Source organism: Phytobacter sp. SCO41 (assembly GCF_003073275.1).
Classification (GTDB): Bacteria; Pseudomonadota; Gammaproteobacteria; order Enterobacterales; family Enterobacteriaceae; genus Phytobacter; species Phytobacter diazotrophicus.
The window spans coordinates 1,988,083-2,006,136 of sequence record NZ_CP027225.1; the positions used below are offsets into that span (position 1 = coordinate 1,988,083).

Here is an 18,054-nt window from a genome sequence, read left to right on the forward strand (position 1 = left end):
AGAGACCTCATCGTGCCTTTAAAGACAGTGTGCCAGAAATTCTTTTCCTCGTCTTTACGCGGGATTCATTCTTTCCGCATTAATGTCCTCACTTCCATGGCTGTTGCGCTCTGCAACGGTGCTGAACTCACCCTGACCAGTCTCGGACGCTCCCTTCCCGGTTCCGCTCACGTCAAAAATAAAATCAAACGGGTCGACCGTGCCCTCGGTAACTCCGCCCTTCACCGCGACCTTCCCCGTATCCAGATGCAGCTCACCCGTGCCATTACCTCCCTCATGCCGTTCTGCGTTATTGCTGTCGACTGGACCGGATGGCCTGATAAAAACTGGCATCTGCTGCGCGCAAGTCTGGTCTGTAACGGCCGCTCACTTCCGCTGATGAGCGAAGTCGTTCCGGCTGAACTCGCCCAGAACAGCAGGATACAGTGCGCCTTCCTCGACCGCCTCCATGCGGCTGTTCCGCCGGAAAAAGCGGTCACGATTATTACCGATGCCGGCTTTCGCACCGACTGGTTCCGTCACATCAGTCTGCTGGGCTGGTCCTTCGTCGGTCGGGTCAGAGGGCTCGTGTGCTTCCGGATGGACGGCGATACACGCTGGATGAAAATCAGCGACCTTCATGCCGGCGAATACCCGGTAGGAGTGGGTTATGGCGTCCTGGCCCGGAAACCCCGCACGCCCTGTTACGGTCACTTTTATCTGCAGAAACGCCCGGGAGCAGGCCGTCACGGCAAAGGGGGGATGCCAAAAACGCAGAGAGAGCATCGTCGCAGCGCACAGGAGCCGTGGCTGCTGTTCAGCAATGTGGCAGGTATGGAGCCAGCACAGATAATGACGCTGTACAGTCGCCGGATGCAGATAGAGCAGAACTTCCGGGATGAAAAAAGCCCGCGCTTCGGGTTCGGACTGAGGCTGAGCCGCAGCCAGGGCAATGGACGTCTGGCGGTACTGAGCGTCGTGGCGGCCATGGCGAGTCTGGTGATGTGGCTGGCAGGGTATCTGGCGGAGAAAAAGCAGCGCCACCTGCGCTATCAGGCAAACAGTATAAAAGACAAAAGGATCCTGTCTTATGTGAGGCTGGCGGTTGAGGTTCTGCGGCATGAGCCCGGAATACTAAGGCGGCTGAATATCGCTAATGCACTGAAAATGTTAGGTAAAGAGTACAGTAATATGGTCATGGTGAACTGACCATATTACTGGGGATCTCTCAGCCTTAGGGGAGAGGGGATTTACCTTCCCGCCTGCATCACCTGCAACAACGTATCCAGCAGCCCAGGAAAACGGGCGTCCAGGTCTTCCCTGCGTAATGAAATCATATTTTCCCGCCCCTGCGGACGCTGCCAGACCACGCCGCTGTCGCGCAGCACGCGCCAGTGATGGGTCATGGTGGACTTTGCCACATCCTCCGGGCGCAACGCATTGCAACTCAACTCACTGCCATCGGCGAGCCGCTTGATCATCGCCAGACGCAAAGGGTTACCAAGGGCAAAAAGGACGTTTTCCAGCAATATTTGTTCGGTATCGGGGTGGTTCGCAATCATAGTTTTCCTGAGTCGGCGGTTGCTCTGCTCATCATGAGCAGCAGCCCGTATCGGCGGCTGGCCGGTAATATACCCGATGCGTACAGGCACGGCTATGCGCCATGCATCAGGACTAACAATCTCAATGATAGCGCAAAATTTAAAAATAGTACTAGAATACTCGTACAATTGGACTATTATAGTTTGCGAAACCTAACCGGCCATATCGGCCATTTATTGTCAAACTGACTAAGGACGCATCATGCCCCGACCCATCCCCCTCGAACGTTATCGCAACATCGGTATCTCCGCGCACATCGATGCCGGTAAAACGACAACCACAGAACGCATCCTGTTTTACACCGGGATGAGCCACAAACTGGGTGAAGTACACGATGGCGCGGCAACAACCGACTGGATGGAACAGGAGCAAGAGCGCGGGATTACCATTACGTCCGCGGCGGTAAGCTGCTTCTGGCCAGGTATGGACAGAGGTTATGAGCCGCATCGCATCAATATCATCGACACCCCAGGGCACGTGGATTTCACCATTGAAGTGGAACGTTCCATGCGTGTACTGGATGGCGCAGTGATGGTTTATGACTCCGTTGGCGGCGTACAACCGCAGTCGGAAACCGTCTGGCGGCAGGCCAACAAATACCATGTGCCGCGCCTGGCGTTCGTCAACAAAATGGACCGCCCCGGCGCGGATTTCTTCCGCGTGGTGCAGATGATGATTGACCGCCTGAAAGCGAACCCGGTGCCGATTGTTATCCCTATCGGTGCGGAAGAGCATTTCACCGGCGTGGTGGACCTCATCAAAATGCGCGCTATTGTCTGGGACGACGCCACACAGGGTATGACCTTTAGCTATGCGCCTGTGCCGGATGATTTGCTGGCCACCGCCCAGGAGTGGCGTGAAAAAATGGTCTCTGCGGCGGCCGAAGCCAGCGATGAGCTGATGGACAAATATCTGGAAACGGGCGATCTGGACGAAGCGGAAATCATCGCCGGGCTGCGTAAACGCACCGTGGCCGGGGAAATCCAGCCGATGCTGTGCGGTAGCGCCTTTAAAAACAAAGGTGTGCAGCGCATGCTCGACGCAGTGATTGAGCTGATGCCGTCGCCGCTGGATATTCCGGCGATTCAGGGCGTGGACGAAAAAGGCCAGCCTGCGGAACGTCATCCGAACGATGATGAGCCGTTCTCGGCCCTGGCGTTCAAACTGATGACCGACCCGTACGTGGGTCAACTGACCTTTATCCGTGTCTATTCCGGCGTGCTGAAAAAAGGCGACGCGGTATGGAACCCGGTTAAAGGTAAAAAAGAGCGTATTGGTCGTATCGTGCAGATGCATGCCAACGATCGCCATGAAGTCGACGAGCTGCGGGCGGGCGATATTGCCGCCTGTGTGGGGCTAAAAGATGTGACCACCGGCGACACCCTGAGCGATCCGGATGCGGTGATAACCCTGGAGCGCATGGAGTTTCCGGAACCGGTGATTTCGCTGGCGATTGAGCCGAAAACCAAAGCGGACCAGGAAAAAATGGGTATCGCCTTACAGCGCCTGGCGTCTGAAGACCCGTCGTTCCGTCTGCACACTGACGAAGAGTCCGGGCAGACCATTATTTCCGGGATGGGTGAGTTACACCTGGAAATTATCGTCGACCGTATGAAACGTGAGTTTGGCGTGGAAGCGAATATCGGGCGTCCGCAGGTCACTTACCGCGAGACCCTGCGTAAAGCGGTGAAAGAGATTGAAGGGAAATTTGTGCGCCAGTCAGGCGGTAAAGGGCAGTACGGACATGTTGTGCTGAGCCTTGAACCGCTGGAACCGGGCAGTGGCTTCGTGTTTGAAGATGCTACCAAAGGCGGCGTGGTGCCGCGCGAGTACATTCCGTCTGTGGAAAAAGGGCTGCGCGAAGCCATGAACAACGGCGTGCTGGCGGGTTATCCGGTGGTGGACGTAAAAGCGACCCTGACGTTTGGTTCGTATCACGACGTCGACTCCTCGGAAATGGCCTTCCGTATGGCGGCGATCTTCGGTTTTAAAGATGGCGCGCGCAAAGCGGACCCGGCGATCCTTGAGCCGATTATGCATGTGGAAGTGGAAACGCCGGAAGAGTACGCCGGGAATATCATGGGCGATCTCTCTTCCCGTCGCGGGATGGTGCAGGGCATGGAAGAGCGTTTCGGTAGCCAGATTATCCGCGCTGACGTGCCGCTGGCGGAGATGTTTGGTTACTCCACCACGCTGCGTTCCATGTCGCAGGGCCGCGCGACCTACAGCATGGAGTTCCACCATTACGCGGAAGCCCCGCGCAATGTGGCGGACGATATCATTGCCAGTCGCGCCAAAGCGTAACCTGTTGGCTGTAACTCAAAACCCCGCTCCGGCGGGGTTTTTTATCCCTGCATGAACACCACCTCCTATGGAGGTGGTCAGCAATAAGTTGGCTCTGCCAGTAATGCTACTCATGGTTAAATCCTTATCAGTTATGGGGATAACTGATAAGGATTTAACCATGAGTAGATTCCAGAAAGCATCTCATGCGCTCTGGTGTTGTCAATATCATATCGTATGGACATCCAAGTACCGATTTCGCATCCTTAGGAACAATGTTGGTAAAGAGGTCTATAAGCAGATAAGGATTTCAAGTGAGCAGCTCGGGATAGAAGTAGTGGAGCTGAATGTCCAGATAGACCATGTCCATTTGCTGGTAAAAGTGCCTCCACGGCTTTCGATTTCCCATGTAATAGGGCACTTAAAGGGTAAAACAGCCCTTCGATTGTTCAGTAAATTTCCCAACTTGCGTAAGAACAAGCTGTGGGGGAATCATTTTTGGGCAAGAGGTTATTGTGTCGATAGCGTAGGTATAAACGAAGAAATGATAAGAAAGTACGTGAAGTATCAGGAAACACAGGAAGTTGAAGAGAGCCAGCTTCCACTGAAAGAAGTGTGAAGGGAAGGCTCTCTGAGTCTGGACTTAGTGCGCTCCTATGGGGCGAAATCATTGCCACCTGCTATGTAGGTGGTTTTTTACGCTTTCGATCTGGCTTGACGATACGCAGACCTGGGCTGAACACGCTTTACTTTCCTGTTTTCAGCATGCCTTTCCCCCTAAGCGGATTTATCAATGCTTGATTCCGCTAATAAGGCCAGTATCCGTAAACTTAAGTTCCCCTGAAAACTTGTGGTATGGCTGATTGTGGGCATGTACTTTGGCCGTTTCCTCCGCCAGTTCCATGGCCCGGCTCATCGGTGAACTGTTTCATGAACTGTTCATGTCGATGGTTGTGCCCTGGACTCAACAGGAGAATAAGAATGGCCTTTGGCAAGATCTGCGGCTCTTTACAGTTGATGGCACATCAGAAATTCCCTCGTTTTGCTGCTTAATCTGGCGCTGTGTTCAGGGAGGAAATCACAGTTATCCTGCTATGAAAGAGAAAACAGCCCAAAGAAAGGGCCGTTCGAATTACAAAAATCTGTATCCCTTACGCTCAAAACATCTTAAGGGAATGGTGTTACGCTATTGAGGTTTTTATGTAGTAGGGTTGCTTAAGCAGGATACTGTTTCTCTAGAAATGCTTGATATGCTTCATATTTTTTATTCCCTTTTTTAATTGTGGTGACAGACCAGGCAAAACTTTGCTCGTTGTGCCTGATATCAAAAACCCACTCAGTAGGAATGCTGCGAACTGGCTGTTTTTTTTCCATTTCGTGCATCACGGCACTTAATGCGACCTGGTCGATAAACCATGGGTAATTGCCCTGAGCAAAGTTGCTGCGCAAAAAGAGGGACACTTTTTTGATATAACTTGTCGACTGCTCTTTGCCACCCAACCACACGAATCCACCGATAATACTTTCCCAGAAGGGAGACACTTCAGGTTTGTTTACCAATAGATCATTATCTTCAACCCAATTACTAATCTCTTTCCATGGTTTACGAATTAAACTGTCTGCATCGACAATTAACACCGGTGTTGACAATAACTTTAGAGCATGCTCAGCGAAAATAAATCGCTTGGATGCGTAAGCAGTTTTTTTATTTTCGTCTTGTTCGACAACCTCTGAAGTACATGAAATATTCAATTCCGGGAATCTATTTGCATATTTTTTGATGTCTGTAAGGATATCATTGTTTATATTATAGATATGGAAATGGAGATTTAATTCACCCTTATTGGTATGATAAATAGAACGCATCAGATGAATAGCATGTTTTTCGTAATACCCAGGGTCACAGCAAACCAAAATGGTAGTATTTTCGTTCGCTTTTGCTGGTGGTATGGCAATAATATATTCATCCTGAGGAATGGTTAGGTTGTTGTTAAATAAGCTTTTGAAGTCGATATAGTCTTCCGGAATACCACCGTTCTTGTAAATGGTAGACACAGTCATAAGCAGCGCTAACGGGTCTTCACCAATTAGATCAGGGTCCGCTATCAGTATTTTTACCAACGCTAAAGCATCTTCATAATTCTCTTCAATGTTCGAAATGAGCAACATAATCTTGAGAATGTCCGGAGAATGCAGCAAGTGTTCACTGTTTTTGCTTACCAGTTCAATAACGCTTTCAATATCGCCCACACGAAATAATATTTTGATAGCTATTTCCAGATATTCGAGATTTGGGTGGTATTCCAGTGCGGCAAAAATGCAATTTTTAATGGAAGTAATATAATCTTGTGGGAGTTTGGTCTGTTGCCCATGCCAGACATTATCTAATGCAAGATTCGACATGCCAATGGCTAATAGTATTTTCTTTAGACCCTTGTCATGCTTTTCCGGGAGGCCTGAGTCAATAGAAAGTATATTTTGATAAAGCGAGAATAAATCCAGGGAACGGAGATACGTAAACTCAATTATTTTCATCAAGGGTAAGTTACCCGTTTCTGATATTTTCAATTGAACAGTATAAACATCCCGGTAGTATTGATGCATTGTCTTGGTGCGATAATATTCCATGTGCTTCCTGTATCTCCTGATGATTAATTTTATTGACGCTCCCTGGGACTGAGCGCGAAATTGAGACATTATAAAATTGTAACAGACACATACGAGGGCAAAGAGACGAACTAAGGCCGAAAGGCTCGCTATTCATGACGATAACTGTACTGATATGCCGCCTTGCTTATCCGCCTGCCGCCACATACCCAACCCGGTAATTCTCGCAATCCGCCTGCGGCGCAGCGCCAGGATCCGCCTGCAACCCTTGCCAGCGGCTCACATCCCACGCGCAAAGTTGCCCCTCCAGCGCCAGGGTCGCCAGGTTACTGTGTGCAGTAATTGGCTGCTTTCTCATCGACAGCCAGGCGGCATTGCGCACCTCATTAATATCGGGCAGACGCAGCGCCAGCCAGGTATCAATCTGCGGCCAGCCAAAATCCTCTGTCAGCTTCTTAAAGCCGGAGCTCTGTAAAAAACGCGCCATCGCTTCGGGATTTCTCCAGACATACAGCGGCGCATAGCGATTCTCAGCGCAATGCGCGTCCTCGCGCCGGGAAAAGAGATACGCCTTAACCAGCAGGCCAGGGAAGCCGTCCAGCTTTGCGCCGTTTTCCCGAATGCGCGTCTCAATCACCGCCATGTCGTAGTCGGCAGGCAGAGTAAAGCGGTATTGCATCACAATCATCACGCCTCCTCCGACAACAACCGACCCTGGCTGAAACTCCATTCGTCGGCGGTATTAAACTGGATCATCACCATCACATCATCCGGGTGAATATTCAGCGCGCTTTGTAGCCGTTGGCAGAGTACGCGGCAGAGATTTTGCTTCTGCTCAGGCGTGCGGGGTTTCCCCGCGAGAATATGAAACTGAATGAAATTATCGCTGCGCCCGCCGCTTTTATAGTGGCGGTCAAACACGCGCTGGTTGACCGGTAGCGCTTCAAATACCTGAAAACGGTCACCGGACGGAACGGAAAATTCGTCCTCCAGCGTCTGCTGCAGGATGTCGGAAATCTGCGTGATCTGCGCGTCGCTATACCCCTGGCGCAAAGTGATACGGGTGAAGGGCATACGCTTACTCCTCTTCCAGACAGCCGAGGGCAGATACTGCCGCAGGCCAGCCCGCGTAGAACGCCAGGTGGGTGAAGGCTTCGGCCAACTCTTCGCGGCTCAGGCCATTTTGCCGTGCGAAATTGATATGCCAGGGAAGCTGCTGCACGCGGCCCAGCGCCGTCAGGGCACCCAGTGTGACCAGGCTGCGCTCGCGTGGAGAAAGCGCCTCCCGTTGCCAGATATCATTGAACAGCACGTCCTGACTCAGTTCGGCCAGCTTCGGCGCAACGCGGGCCAGGGTTTCACGATCGAGGGACTTAGCCATGGTTTTCTCTCCGTATTGACAGTAAAGCGATTCTGGCGCCATAGTTTCATCCTGAAAATCAAATTATATGCAATTCACCATCCCGTATTTCAGGACGATAATGGACAAACTTCCCTTAACGCTCGACCTCGACGCGCTGCGCAGTTTTGTAACCGGCATTGAGTGCGGCAGCTTTGCGCTGGCGGCAAGCCGCTTGTGCCGCTCGACCTCAGCGGTAAGCGCACAGCTTAAAAAGCTGGAACAGCAGTGCGATGCCGAACTGGTGGTGAAGCAGGGCCGCCACCTGGCATTAACCCGCAATGGCGAGATCCTGATGGGCTACGCCCGTCGTCTGCTGGCGCTCAATGACGAGGCGCAGCGGGCATTGAAAGGCGAGCTGCTACAGGGGGAGATCCGTATTGGTATGCAGGAAGACTTTGGCGAATCGCTGATGCCCGGCATTCTGGGCGAGTTCAGGCGCCACCATCCGGGGCTGCGGATCATCGCCCGGGTGGATCGCAATCAGGCGCTGCTCTCGGCGCTGGATGACGACGCCCTGGATATGGCACTTCTGTGGCAATCGGAAAACAGCCCGCGCGAGGGGAAACTTATTGGCCAGTGTCAGCTTGAGTGGATACAGCATCCGGAAACGGATATTAGCGCGCTGCTGGCACAGGGCGAGCCATTGCCGCTGGTGATGTTTGACAACCCGTGCCTGATGCGCTCACGCGCCATCGCCTGCCTGGATCGGGTGGGTATTCCCTGGCGCGTGGTGTTTGTCAGCCACAGTCTGAGCGGTATCTGGGCGGCGGTGCAGGCGGGGCTCGGCATCACGCTACGCACGCGTGTCGGGATGCCCGCTCATCTTCGCGTAGCGGGAAGTACGCTGCCATCGCCGGGCAATCTGGGGATTATGCTGGCGCACGGGCACGGGAATGTGGCAGATACCGGTGCGCGAGCGAAGCTGGGGGAACTGATGGAAGCGGCGTTGTTGAATGTGAAATAAGCGGTTTCCCGCAGGTTAGTCAATTAATTTGATGCATTATGTTAAACAAACGATATTTATTCTCATCGGGTAATGCGTAGAGTAGTGAGCATCAAAGGCAGTGAGGTTATTTGCTGCCGACATATCCCTGAGAATAAGGACCCACGTCATGAAGAAGATTGGATTTTTGTCATTTGGTCACTGGACGCCGTCGCCGCAGTCGGGAACCCGTTCGGCCGCTGACGCGCTGCTGCAATCCATCGATCTGGCGGTTGCCGCCGAAGAACTGGGAGCCGATGGCGCTTATTTCAGGGTGCACCATTTTGCGCGCCAGTTAAGCTCGCCGTTCCCGCTGCTGGCGGCAATTGGGGCGAAAACGAGCAACATTGAAATTGGCACGGGCGTTATCGACATGCGCTATGAGAACCCGCTCTATATGGCAGAAGACGCGGGTGCGGCCGATTTGATCTCCGGTGGGCGTTTGCAACTGGGCATCAGCCGTGGCTCCCCGGAGCAGGTTATTGATGGCTGGCGCTACTTTGGCTACGTCCCGTCTGAGGGGGAAAACGAGTCAGATATGGCGCGTCGGCACACCGAAGTGCTGCTGGATGTGCTGCGCGGTGAAGGTTTCGCGAAACCCAATCCGCAGCCGATGTTCCCGAACCCGCCGGGCTTGCTGCGTCCTGAGCCTTTTTCCGACGGGTTGCGTGAGCGTATCTGGTGGGGTGCAGGCTCTAACGCCACCGCAGTATGGGCGGCGAAGCTGGGGATGAACCTGCAAAGCTCGACGTTGAAAGATGATGAAACCGGCGAGCCGTTCCACATTCAGCAGGCAAAACAGATCCGCGCCTATCGAGAAGCCTGGGCGGAAGCGGGGCACACCCGTACGCCACGCGTTTCGGTCAGCCGCAGTATTTTTGCCCTGATGAACGATCGGGACCGGATGTATTTCGGCTCAGGCCGTGATGACAGCGATAAAGTCGGTTTCCTCGACGAGAAAACCCGCGCGATTTTCGGGCGCAGCTTTGCCGCCGAGCCGGACAAGCTTGTTGAGCAGTTGAAAAAGGATGAGGCGATTGCCGAAGCGGACACCTTATTGCTGACGGTGCCGAATCAACTGGGCGTGGAGTACAACGTGCATGTGATTGAGTCCATTCTGAAACATGTTGCACCGGCGATGGGCTGGCGCGATTAAAAGCAATAACGCCTCGCACTGTGCAAACAGGCGAGGCGTTACATTCACATCGCTTACGGCTGCGTTTGCGGTTGTAGCTGATAAATCCATGCGCTGAGCTGCTCACCATTTGTGGTGATGACGTCAACCTCAACGCGATCGTAGCCATCTTCAAATTCATCCAGCATTGGCCAGTGCGCCTCAAGATTATCCGAGGTAAACAGGTAACCCTGAACCTGCGGCCCGTTTTTGTGTAACACAATCCCCGGAAAATCCGCTGCTGCACCCCAGCCGCGTTCATAAAACGTGCCCGTCACATAACCCGGCAGCCATTCACCACCAATGTTTTCCAGAATATAAGCATTAGAGTGACCCGGACGTAGTGTCCCGTAGACAAACAAGCGTTCCATTTTCCCTCGTTAGCTGACGCAATATTGCCCCTCAATGGGGAAGAAATGTCTTCAAAATAAGAGGTTATCACGTGCGTCGCAACCCGTTCTTCATCGCGTTTTATTATCACTCTGCGGCGCGACGTATCACCAGAACTGCCACCTCGGGTTATGTTCAACAAAATACTGGTCGAGATGTTCAGTGATATGGCTTTGTTCTTCCGGGATAGCCTGTAATCTCACCTGCACGACCTTTCCTTTGATTTTGAAAAACAGCGACAGCCCACTTTCATACGCCAAAAAACTGGAACCAACAAACTTCCAGACTTCACCTTCAAAACGGGTGACTCCGTCGTAATCGACGAAGGTTTTCGCCACCTTATAATATTTACCGGCAACGAGGTGTGCGTAGGCTTGTTTGAGCTGGCGGGTGTCCATGTGGTGGGTTCCTTTGCTTGACGTTGGCAATAATAGGCGAGAAGAGAGGAATGATCATCGGCGAGGTCGAATAATAGGTTGTATGCGCAAAATGTCTGGACGTTAGCTGGGAGCGAAGAATTGAGCAGAGCGTGCACCTCTGCCCCTTATTTATCGCCATCTTGCGCGGTGTCGGCGTGCAGATGCCAGGGACGGATATTGAAATATTTCAACCCTTGCCAAAATGCCTGACAATATCACCGCTCCGGGCAGCCATTTTATAACACGCCCAGTTGTTTCATCAGGGTCAGGTTATCTTCAAGATGCCAGTTCGCAATAATTTTATTGTTCCTGACCTGATAGATATCCGTCGCGATAAAATCAACCTTCTGGCCTGTACCTTTCAATTTGCCGAAGGTTCCCGTGAAATGCCCGCGAAAATGAAGGTGCGATACCACGCGATCGCCTGCAATGATCATCTGCTCAACCTCGCAACTCAGATCCGGGACGGCGGTACGGAAGGCACGTGAGGCCAGAAGCGCGCCTTCTGGTCCCTGTTTGCGTCCCTCGGGCGGTGTCTTATCGACAAAATTATCGGCCAATGCCTCACGGGCCAGGGCTTCATCGCCCGTATTCCAGAATGTTGCGTAACGTCTCGCGACAGTTTCAAGCATCGCCACGTGTGCGGAAGATAACTGGCTTTCCGCAATCAATTCATGGGGTTTTACCAGTTCAAGCGGTGCAGAAAACACAGCGCTGGCCATGGGTAGAAGCATAAGTGCCGCCAGTCGTTGAGGATAAAGCGTCAACTTTTTCATAAGAATGTCCTTTTTGTTGCCTAAGGGAAACAGGTGACTCGGGCGCATTTCAGCCGCCTGTGGGTGTAACGTCAGGATGAGTTAATCAGCGCGCCGCCTTCGATATCCAGTAGGGTTCCGGTGACAAACGGATTGTCCATAACAAACAGATAGCTTTTGCGATGTCCCTGGCCTGCATCCGCTTTCTGCTGTCCCGTCCTGCAAGGATTAGGCTTTCTCCCTGTTCAGAGAGAGCGCCAGCTACGGCAAAGCCAATGCCGGAAGCTCCGCCGATGATTACTGTTTTTTTCACCATCCTGTTACGTCTCGTCAGTTTTATAAAATGTGTAATCGGTATAGCCTGCGCTGTTTCCACCAAAAAGCGTGGCGGGATCGCTTATGGTCGCTAATGGAAGGTTATTCCTGAGCCGGTACGGCAGGTCAGGGTTGGCAATGAACGGACGGCCAAAGGCAAACAGGTCGGCCAGCCCCGCCTTAAGGAGTTTGTCCACTTTGTTCAGGGTATAATTTCCAGCGACAATAAGGGTACCGCTAAAGGTGGCGCGTAAAGTTTCACGAAAATCAGCAGGTACCTGTGGGGCATCGTCCCAGTCAGCCTCTGCCAGATGGATATAGGCAATACCTTTCTTTTCACACCATGCAGCCAGCGCGAGGATCGCCTCAGTCACCTGTGGGTCGTTCATTCCGCGCTGGGTGATGAATGGGGAAAGGCGTATGCCCGTGCGCGTATTGCCGATGGCGTCGCTGATGGCATCCAGCACCTCCTGCGCAAAACGGATCCGGTTAGCCAGGCTGCCGCCGTACTCATCGGTACGTTTGTTCGATGTCCGGCGAAGAAACTGATCGATCAGGTAACCATTACCGCCATGTACCTCAACACCATCAAATCCGGCGTTAATGGCGTTTAATGCGGCCTGCCGATAATCAGCAATAATCTGCTGAATATCGGTATGCTCAAGTGCCCGCGGCTGCGGGCAGTCAACCATATGTCCTTTCCCCTGCTCATCAACAACCCATACCTGAGCATCGGGCGCGAGTGCAGACGGCGCGACAGGTTTACCATCCTCATGGATATCCGCATATGACATGCGCCCAACGTGCCAGAGCTGGGAAAAGATAATCCCTCCGGCACGGTGAACGGCTTCTGTGCTCAATCGCCATCCTTCAACTTGTTCAGCGGAGTGCAGACCTGGCGTCCATGAATATCCCTGGCCCTGAGGTGAAATCTGCGTGGCTTCTGTAATGATCAAACCCGCGCTGGCGCGCTGCTGGTAATACGCCGCCATTAATGCGGAAGGAATGTTTCCCGGCTGTAACGCCCGCGCCCGGGTCATTGGTGCCATTACGATCCGGTTTTTCAGGCTCAGAGCCTTTAAGTGGTAGCTGTCAAAAAGTGTCCGATTTTGCATTTTCTGTCCCCCGTAATGTATCTGTGAAAATACTTTACGTGGCGAGAGATATTTTGATAATGGCATTAAAATATGATTGTCTTTTCAGGATTTCTGAATAATGGGAAAGCTCGAAGATATGGCACTGCTGGTTGCAGTGGTGGAGGCTGGCGGGCTTTCAGCCGCTGGTCGCCGTATGGGGCTCTCAGCGGCCACCATGACCGCCAGACTAAAGGCGATTGAAGAGCGTTATCAGACCCGGCTATTCCACCGTTCCACCCGCGCCATTACGATGACCCGTGCCGGTGAGGAGTTCTATCACGCTGCACTACGTGTACTGGAGGAAATGAGCCACGCGGAGTCGCTGCTTACCCAAAAAGAAGGGGTGCTCAGCGGTAATATCCGCATTTCGGCCCCCTCTGATTTTGGCCGACAGTACCTCAGCCCGGCGCTGCTCGATTTTTCCCGCCAGCATCCGGCAGTGAAATGCTCGGTGTACCTGGGCGAAAATGTCGAAGATCTGGTCGCCAACCGTCTGGATATGAGCATTCGCTTCGGAAACCTGCCAGACAGCAGCCTGGTCGTCAGAAATATCCGCCCGAATCATAGGGTACTGGTCGCCTCAGCCAATTATCTCCGGGCGGCAGGCACACCCAATACCATTGAGGACTTACACCGCCACCGATGCCTGGCCCTGGAGCTGCGTGGCATGGTTATGAACGAATGGCGTTTTGAGCATGATGGTAAACAGAGCGCATTACGTTTTACCCCAGCCATGGTATGCGACGATGGTGCGCTACTCCGCCAGTGGGTATTGGCTGATGCGGGTATTGCCAGCAAATCATGGTGGGATGTAAAGCGTGATGTGGAGCAGGGCAGGCTGCAACTGCTGTTTGCGGAAAGTTTCATTGGCTTTAGCCGTTTTGATAAAAAAAATGTCGGCCTGCAATTTGTCTATCCGCAGCGACGGCTGCAGCCGCTGCCGGTTACCGCCTTCACTCAGTTCTTCATTGACTGGCTGGAAAATGAGTAGAAGTCTATGACCTGCTGCTCGTTTTTTTTGTACGCCGTTGCGTTAGTGATATGCGCCCGAAAAAATCTGGACTTCACGCTATCGCTGATATCTCTCCGGTGCAGCCCGGATATGGAAACTGCGCCGCAATTTGATTATCTAATTCGTCAAAATCCTTTGAACCGTATAACCCATTTTCTACTATCGGACATGTTTAATGTGCGCCGCAATACTGCGTGAACGACATGCTCTATGACGTGATAAAAACGGGGAGATTGCCTTTTCTTATCGGCAACGCTGCTGTCTTTGAAAACAGCCGCAACGATCACGCTATGGATTATCGGGCTTCGCAAGGGTAAGGACACCAGCCACCATGAATTTGACTAAAAATTGCACACATGCAGCCTCTGATGTTATATTAAAATATAATATTTGGAGGTGTTCTATGTATATCGCTCGCCTTAAAAAGGTTGGAGGATCCGTCATGCTGGCGGTTCCTCCTACCGTATTGAAAACCCTGGGGCTGTCGACGGATAGCGAAGTGGGTATGACCATTGAGAATGGTTGCCTGATTATTGAACCCCAGAAACGGCCACATTACTCGCTTGAGGAATTGCTGGCGCAGTGTGATCCGCACGCCGAAATCAGCGAAGAGGATCGGCAATGGATTGATGCGCCTGCGGCGGGCAAGGAGCTTCTGTAAATGGACAGAGGGGAAATCTGGCTCGTTTCACTGGATCCGACCACCGGGCATGAACAAAGCGGAAAACGTCCAGTGCTTATCGTTTCTCCCGCGTCATTTAATGCACTCACCCGTTTGCCCGTTGTTGTTCCGGTCACCAGTGGCGGAAACTTTGCCCGAGCGGCGGGTTTTGCCGTCTCACTGGACGGTGCGGGAACGAAAACCACGGGTGTGATTCGCTGCGATCAGCCCAGAACCATTGATATGGACGCCCGAAATGGCAAGCGTCTGGAACGTATACCCGATGCTGTCGTGAATGAAGTGCTGGCCCGACTGGAAGCCATTCTGAGTTGAGATTTTGCGGCAAGGCAGGGAAGTTTGCTGAGCGTTACATCATCGAAGCGAAATGCCAAAAGCCCGACGCTCGGTACAGAAGAAATATCAGGGACCAAAAAAGCAAAAAGCCTGCTCGAAAGCAGGCTTCTTAAATTTGGCTCCTCTGACTGGACTCGAACCAGTGACATACGGATTAACAGTCCGCCGTTCTACCGACTGAACTACAGAGGAATCGGTGTGGAGTCGTATCTTAGCGGCGAAAAAACTTTTGTCAAACCTGATTTCAGGCGGTTTTGTGCAACTGCCGCAAATCACGGCAGTTTGCTGTAATTAACAACAATTTTTTGGAAATGCTTTGCAGGATCACGAATTCTACCCCATCATTTGAAATGAAGTTTCATCTTTCTCACTAAGGTCAATTTTGAACGTCGTCGCCCCGATACGCCAGGCTATCATGCGCACGCCATGGTACGCCAAACGCAAGAGCTACAAGGTCCTGTTCTGGCGCGAAATCACGCCGCTCGCCATCCCTATCTTCCTCGAAAACACCTGCGTCCTGTTAATGGGTGTGCTCAGTACCTTCCTTGTCAGTTGGCTCGGTAAAGAAGCCATGGCGGGAGTGGGGCTGGCCGACAGCTTTAACATGGTCATCATGTCGTTTTTCGCCGCGATTGACCTCGGGACCACCGTTGTTGTGGCATTCAGCCTCGGCAAGCTCGATAAAAAGCGGGCGAGGGCGGCAGCGCGGCAGTCGCTGGTGATCATGACCCTGTTCTCCATTATTCTGGCGGCGGTTATTCACTACTTCGGCACGCAAATCATCGACTTTATCGCCGGGGCGGCCACGCCGGAGGTCAAAGCGCTGGCACTGACCTATCTGGAACTCACCGTGCTGAGTTATCCGGCGGCGGCTATTGCGCTCATCGGTAGCGGCGCGCTGCGTGGGGCCGGGAACACCAAGATTCCGCTGTTGATAAACGGCGGGATGAACATCCTCAACATCATTATCAGTAGCATCCTGATTTACGGCGCGTTCTCCTGGCCGGGGCTGGGTTTTGCCGGTGCCGGGCTGGGGCTCACTATTGCCCGTTATATCGGCGCGATTGCCATTATTTGGGTACTGATGATTGGCTTTAACCCGGCGCTGCGCATCCCGCTGAAAAGCTATTTCAAGCCGCTGAACTTCGCCATTATCTGGGAAGTGATGGGGATTGGTATTCCGGCGAGTATCGAGTCGGTGCTGTTTAACGGCGGGAAATTGCTGACACAAATGTTTGTCGCCGGGATGGGGACCAACGTTATCGCCGGTAACTTTATTGCCTTCTCCGTCGCCGCGCTGATTAACTTGCCCGGTAACGCCCTGGGCTCGGCGTCGACCATCATTACCGGTAAGCGACTGGGCAAGGGGCAACGCAGCCAGGCCGAACGACAGCTACGCCACGTGTTCTGGCTGTCGACCATTATATTGACGCTTATTGCGTGGGGCACGGCGCCGTTCGCCGGGCTGCTGGCGTCGTTCTATACCCATGAAGAAGATGTAAAAGAGGTGGTCAAGACGCTTCTCTGGCTGAACGCCGCGTTTATGCCGATCTGGGCCGCTTCCTGGGTGCTGCCTGCGGGGCAGAAAGGGGCGCGCGATGCCCGTTTCGCCATGTGGGTGTCGATGCTCGGTATGTGGGGTTGTCGCGTGGTAGCGGGCTATACGCTCGGGATTATGCTCGGTATGGGCGTCGTCGGCGTTTGGCTTGGGATGGTGCTCGACTGGGCGGTGCGAGGCGCGCTCTTTTACTGGCGAATGGTGAGCGGCCGTTGGCTGTGGAAATATCCAAAAGTACCGCGAGATCACACGTAACCGCTTCATTTTCCCGCAGAGTGGAGAATAAATCGGCAAACGGACATTTTTGTGAAAACAGCCTTTGACAAGGGCTGGAGGCCTCGTTAATATGCGCCTCGTTCACACGATTCCTCTGTAGTTCAGTCGGTAGAACGGCGGACTGTTAATCCGTATGTCACTGGTTCGAGTCCAGTCAGAGGAGCCAAATTTGAAAACCCGCTTAAGGCAACTTAAGCGGGTTTTTGCTTTTCCGGCTTCCTCCACTTCGCGTTTATCTGCGCCGTTCCAGCAGCACGAAATAGACGATGGTCATCGCCAGCACAATTAACAGCAAAATCAGCGCGGCGGCGGCCCCTTCGTTGAGCGACAGTCCCAGAAACGCCCGGCGATAGGCAAAGAAGCTCAGCACTTCGGTGGCATTCCCCGGCCCGCCACGGGTCAGGATATAGGGCAGGTCGTAGGTGCGAAGTTCGTTAATTAACTGAATCACAATCGCAATTGCCGAAACCGGGCGCAGCATCGGCAGGGTGATATACCAGAACTGCTGCAAGCTATTTGCACCGTCAATTTCGGCCGCCTCGTACGGGTCTTTAGGCAGCGACGCCAGCCCCGCAGCGAGGATCAGCACCACGAATGACATCTGCTGCCAGACATCAATAAACACCATGCTCCAGAACGCCAGCGTAGGGTTACCCAACCAGTCGACGCCCGGCAGGCCAACGCTTTGCAGCATATGGTTGATAATCCCAAGGTTCGGCTGCAGCAACATACGCCAGATCAGCGCCACGCTCACCGGCGACATAGCCATCGGGATGGTCAGTAACGCGAAATAGACCGGGCGGGTTTTCACCACCCGGTTTAGCATCAGGGCGATACCCAGCCCGACAATAAACTCACCGGTTACCGTCAATAATGAGTAACGGATAGTCAGCCAGGCAGAGTGCCAGAAGGTATCGCTGCTCAGCACGCTGATAAAATTGTCCAGCCCTGCATAAGGGAAGAGCTCCGCATGCATCAGCGTATAGGACGAAAAAGCCAGTACAACGGAATAGATAACAGGGAAGCCGAGCACAATCGCCAGAGCCAGCAACCCAGGCAGAGCGAATGCCCAGCCTGTCACCCGGAATCTGTCTATTGTTAAACGGTACTTCGGTTTCACGCTAAATTCCTCAGCTAAAGCCATCTGCC

General features: G+C 52.9%; 20 protein-coding genes, 2 tRNA genes and 1 pseudogene. 12 read left to right on the forward strand and 11 right to left on the reverse strand.

Annotated elements, in window-relative coordinates:
* Positions 1 to 12 precede the first annotated feature (12 nt).
* Positions 13 to 1,188, forward strand: a complete 1,176-nt coding sequence (locus C5523_RS09545; RefSeq protein ID WP_108701011.1) for an IS4 family transposase — start codon at positions 13 to 15, stop codon at positions 1,186 to 1,188.
* Positions 1,189 to 1,229: 41 nt separating this feature from the next.
* Here the strand turns inward: C5523_RS09545 and C5523_RS09550 are convergent, their stop codons facing one another.
* Complete coding sequence (locus C5523_RS09550; RefSeq protein WP_041851883.1) at positions 1,230 to 1,541, reverse strand: helix-turn-helix transcriptional regulator; 312 nt, start codon at positions 1,539 to 1,541, stop codon at positions 1,230 to 1,232.
* A gap of 241 nt (positions 1,542 to 1,782) precedes the next feature.
* Here C5523_RS09550 and fusA point away from each other — a divergent pair, with 241 nt between their 5' ends.
* The 3 genes and pseudogenes from fusA to C5523_RS27665 form a co-directional block, all read left to right on the forward strand.
* On the forward strand, positions 1,783 to 3,885 hold the full coding sequence (gene fusA / locus C5523_RS09555) for an elongation factor G (protein ID WP_041851882.1): 2,103 nt from the start codon (positions 1,783 to 1,785) through the stop codon (positions 3,883 to 3,885).
* Positions 3,886 to 4,045: 160 nt separating this feature from the next.
* Positions 4,046 to 4,483 (forward strand): IS200/IS605 family transposase, encoded by a 438-nt coding sequence (gene tnpA / locus C5523_RS09560; protein WP_108701012.1) that lies wholly within the window; start codon positions 4,046 to 4,048, stop codon positions 4,481 to 4,483.
* 37 nt (positions 4,484 to 4,520) lie between these two features.
* Positions 4,521 to 4,889: pseudogene (locus tag C5523_RS27665) on the forward strand (transposase domain-containing protein); the annotation flags it as partial.
* A gap of 190 nt (positions 4,890 to 5,079) precedes the next feature.
* Here C5523_RS27665 and C5523_RS09565 read toward each other — a convergent pair.
* From C5523_RS09565 to C5523_RS09580, 4 genes are all read right to left on the reverse strand, one after another.
* Entirely contained in the window at positions 5,080 to 6,492 is a 1,413-nt protein-coding gene (locus tag C5523_RS09565; RefSeq protein WP_108701013.1) for a hypothetical protein, read from the reverse strand.
* A 166-nt stretch (positions 6,493 to 6,658) separates the two neighbouring features.
* Positions 6,659 to 7,159 (reverse strand): DUF4865 family protein, encoded by a 501-nt coding sequence (locus C5523_RS09570; RefSeq protein ID WP_108701014.1) that lies wholly within the window; start codon positions 7,157 to 7,159, stop codon positions 6,659 to 6,661.
* Positions 7,159 to 7,545 (reverse strand): tautomerase family protein, encoded by a 387-nt coding sequence (locus C5523_RS09575; RefSeq protein WP_041851880.1) that lies wholly within the window; start codon positions 7,543 to 7,545, stop codon positions 7,159 to 7,161. Before C5523_RS09575 ends, C5523_RS09570 begins: the two co-directional genes overlap by 1 nt.
* A gap of 4 nt (positions 7,546 to 7,549) precedes the next feature.
* On the reverse strand, positions 7,550 to 7,852 hold the full coding sequence (locus C5523_RS09580) for a carboxymuconolactone decarboxylase family protein (protein WP_041852041.1): 303 nt from the start codon (positions 7,850 to 7,852) through the stop codon (positions 7,550 to 7,552).
* 100 nt (positions 7,853 to 7,952) lie between these two features.
* Here C5523_RS09580 and C5523_RS09585 point away from each other — a divergent pair, with 100 nt between their 5' ends.
* Entirely contained in the window at positions 7,953 to 8,837 is an 885-nt protein-coding gene (locus C5523_RS09585) for a LysR substrate-binding domain-containing protein (RefSeq protein ID WP_108701015.1), read from the forward strand.
* Between the two features lie 148 nt (positions 8,838 to 8,985).
* Positions 8,986 to 10,011, forward strand: coding sequence for an LLM class flavin-dependent oxidoreductase (locus C5523_RS09590; RefSeq protein ID WP_108701016.1), 1,026 nt, complete (start codon positions 8,986 to 8,988; stop codon positions 10,009 to 10,011).
* A gap of 53 nt (positions 10,012 to 10,064) precedes the next feature.
* Here C5523_RS09590 and C5523_RS09595 read toward each other — a convergent pair whose 3' ends face one another.
* The 4 genes from C5523_RS09595 to C5523_RS09615 all read right to left on the reverse strand — a co-directional run bounded on the left by C5523_RS09595 (position 10,065) and on the right by C5523_RS09615 (position 13,023).
* Entirely contained in the window at positions 10,065 to 10,400 is a 336-nt protein-coding gene (locus C5523_RS09595) for a gamma-glutamylcyclotransferase family protein (RefSeq protein WP_041851877.1), read from the reverse strand.
* 126 nt (positions 10,401 to 10,526) lie between these two features.
* Positions 10,527 to 10,817, reverse strand: a complete 291-nt coding sequence (locus tag C5523_RS09600; protein WP_041851876.1) for a DUF3601 domain-containing protein — start codon at positions 10,815 to 10,817, stop codon at positions 10,527 to 10,529.
* A gap of 257 nt (positions 10,818 to 11,074) precedes the next feature.
* The gene (locus tag C5523_RS09605) at positions 11,075 to 11,614 is read right to left on the reverse strand and encodes an ester cyclase (RefSeq protein ID WP_079496546.1); all 540 of its coding nucleotides are present in this window, start codon (positions 11,612 to 11,614) and stop codon (positions 11,075 to 11,077) included.
* A 299-nt stretch (positions 11,615 to 11,913) separates the two neighbouring features.
* A complete protein-coding gene (locus tag C5523_RS09615; protein WP_108701017.1) occupies positions 11,914 to 13,023 on the reverse strand; it encodes an alkene reductase in 1,110 nt (369 codons plus the stop codon).
* Positions 13,024 to 13,123: 100 nt separating this feature from the next.
* Here C5523_RS09615 and C5523_RS09620 point away from each other — a divergent pair, with 100 nt between their 5' ends.
* From C5523_RS09620 to C5523_RS09630, 3 genes are all read left to right on the forward strand, one after another.
* Complete coding sequence (locus tag C5523_RS09620; RefSeq protein ID WP_108701018.1) at positions 13,124 to 14,035, forward strand: LysR family transcriptional regulator; 912 nt, start codon at positions 13,124 to 13,126, stop codon at positions 14,033 to 14,035.
* Between the two features lie 424 nt (positions 14,036 to 14,459).
* A complete protein-coding gene (locus C5523_RS09625; protein ID WP_108701019.1) occupies positions 14,460 to 14,717 on the forward strand; it encodes an antitoxin in 258 nt (85 codons plus the stop codon).
* Complete coding sequence (locus C5523_RS09630; protein WP_107224096.1) at positions 14,718 to 15,050, forward strand: type II toxin-antitoxin system PemK/MazF family toxin; 333 nt, start codon at positions 14,718 to 14,720, stop codon at positions 15,048 to 15,050.
* 137 nt (positions 15,051 to 15,187) lie between these two features.
* Here the strand turns inward: C5523_RS09630 and C5523_RS09635 are convergent.
* Positions 15,188 to 15,263 (reverse strand) — tRNA-Asn (locus C5523_RS09635).
* A 6-nt stretch (positions 15,264 to 15,269) separates the two neighbouring features.
* Between C5523_RS09635 and C5523_RS27980 the strand changes: the two genes are divergently transcribed.
* From C5523_RS27980 to C5523_RS09645, 3 genes are all read left to right on the forward strand, one after another.
* Positions 15,270 to 15,362, forward strand: coding sequence for a DUF5951 family protein (locus C5523_RS27980; RefSeq protein ID WP_222556193.1), 93 nt, complete (start codon positions 15,270 to 15,272; stop codon positions 15,360 to 15,362).
* A gap of 88 nt (positions 15,363 to 15,450) precedes the next feature.
* Positions 15,451 to 16,884 (forward strand): EmmdR/YeeO family multidrug/toxin efflux MATE transporter, encoded by a 1,434-nt coding sequence (locus C5523_RS09640; protein ID WP_107224097.1) that lies wholly within the window; start codon positions 15,451 to 15,453, stop codon positions 16,882 to 16,884.
* A 111-nt stretch (positions 16,885 to 16,995) separates the two neighbouring features.
* A tRNA-Asn gene (locus tag C5523_RS09645) sits at positions 16,996 to 17,071 on the forward strand.
* Between the two features lie 66 nt (positions 17,072 to 17,137).
* Here C5523_RS09645 and C5523_RS09650 read toward each other — a convergent pair.
* Positions 17,138 to 18,049, reverse strand: a complete 912-nt coding sequence (locus tag C5523_RS09650; RefSeq protein WP_071196350.1) for a carbohydrate ABC transporter permease — start codon at positions 18,047 to 18,049, stop codon at positions 17,138 to 17,140.
* Positions 18,050 to 18,054 lie beyond the last annotated feature (5 nt).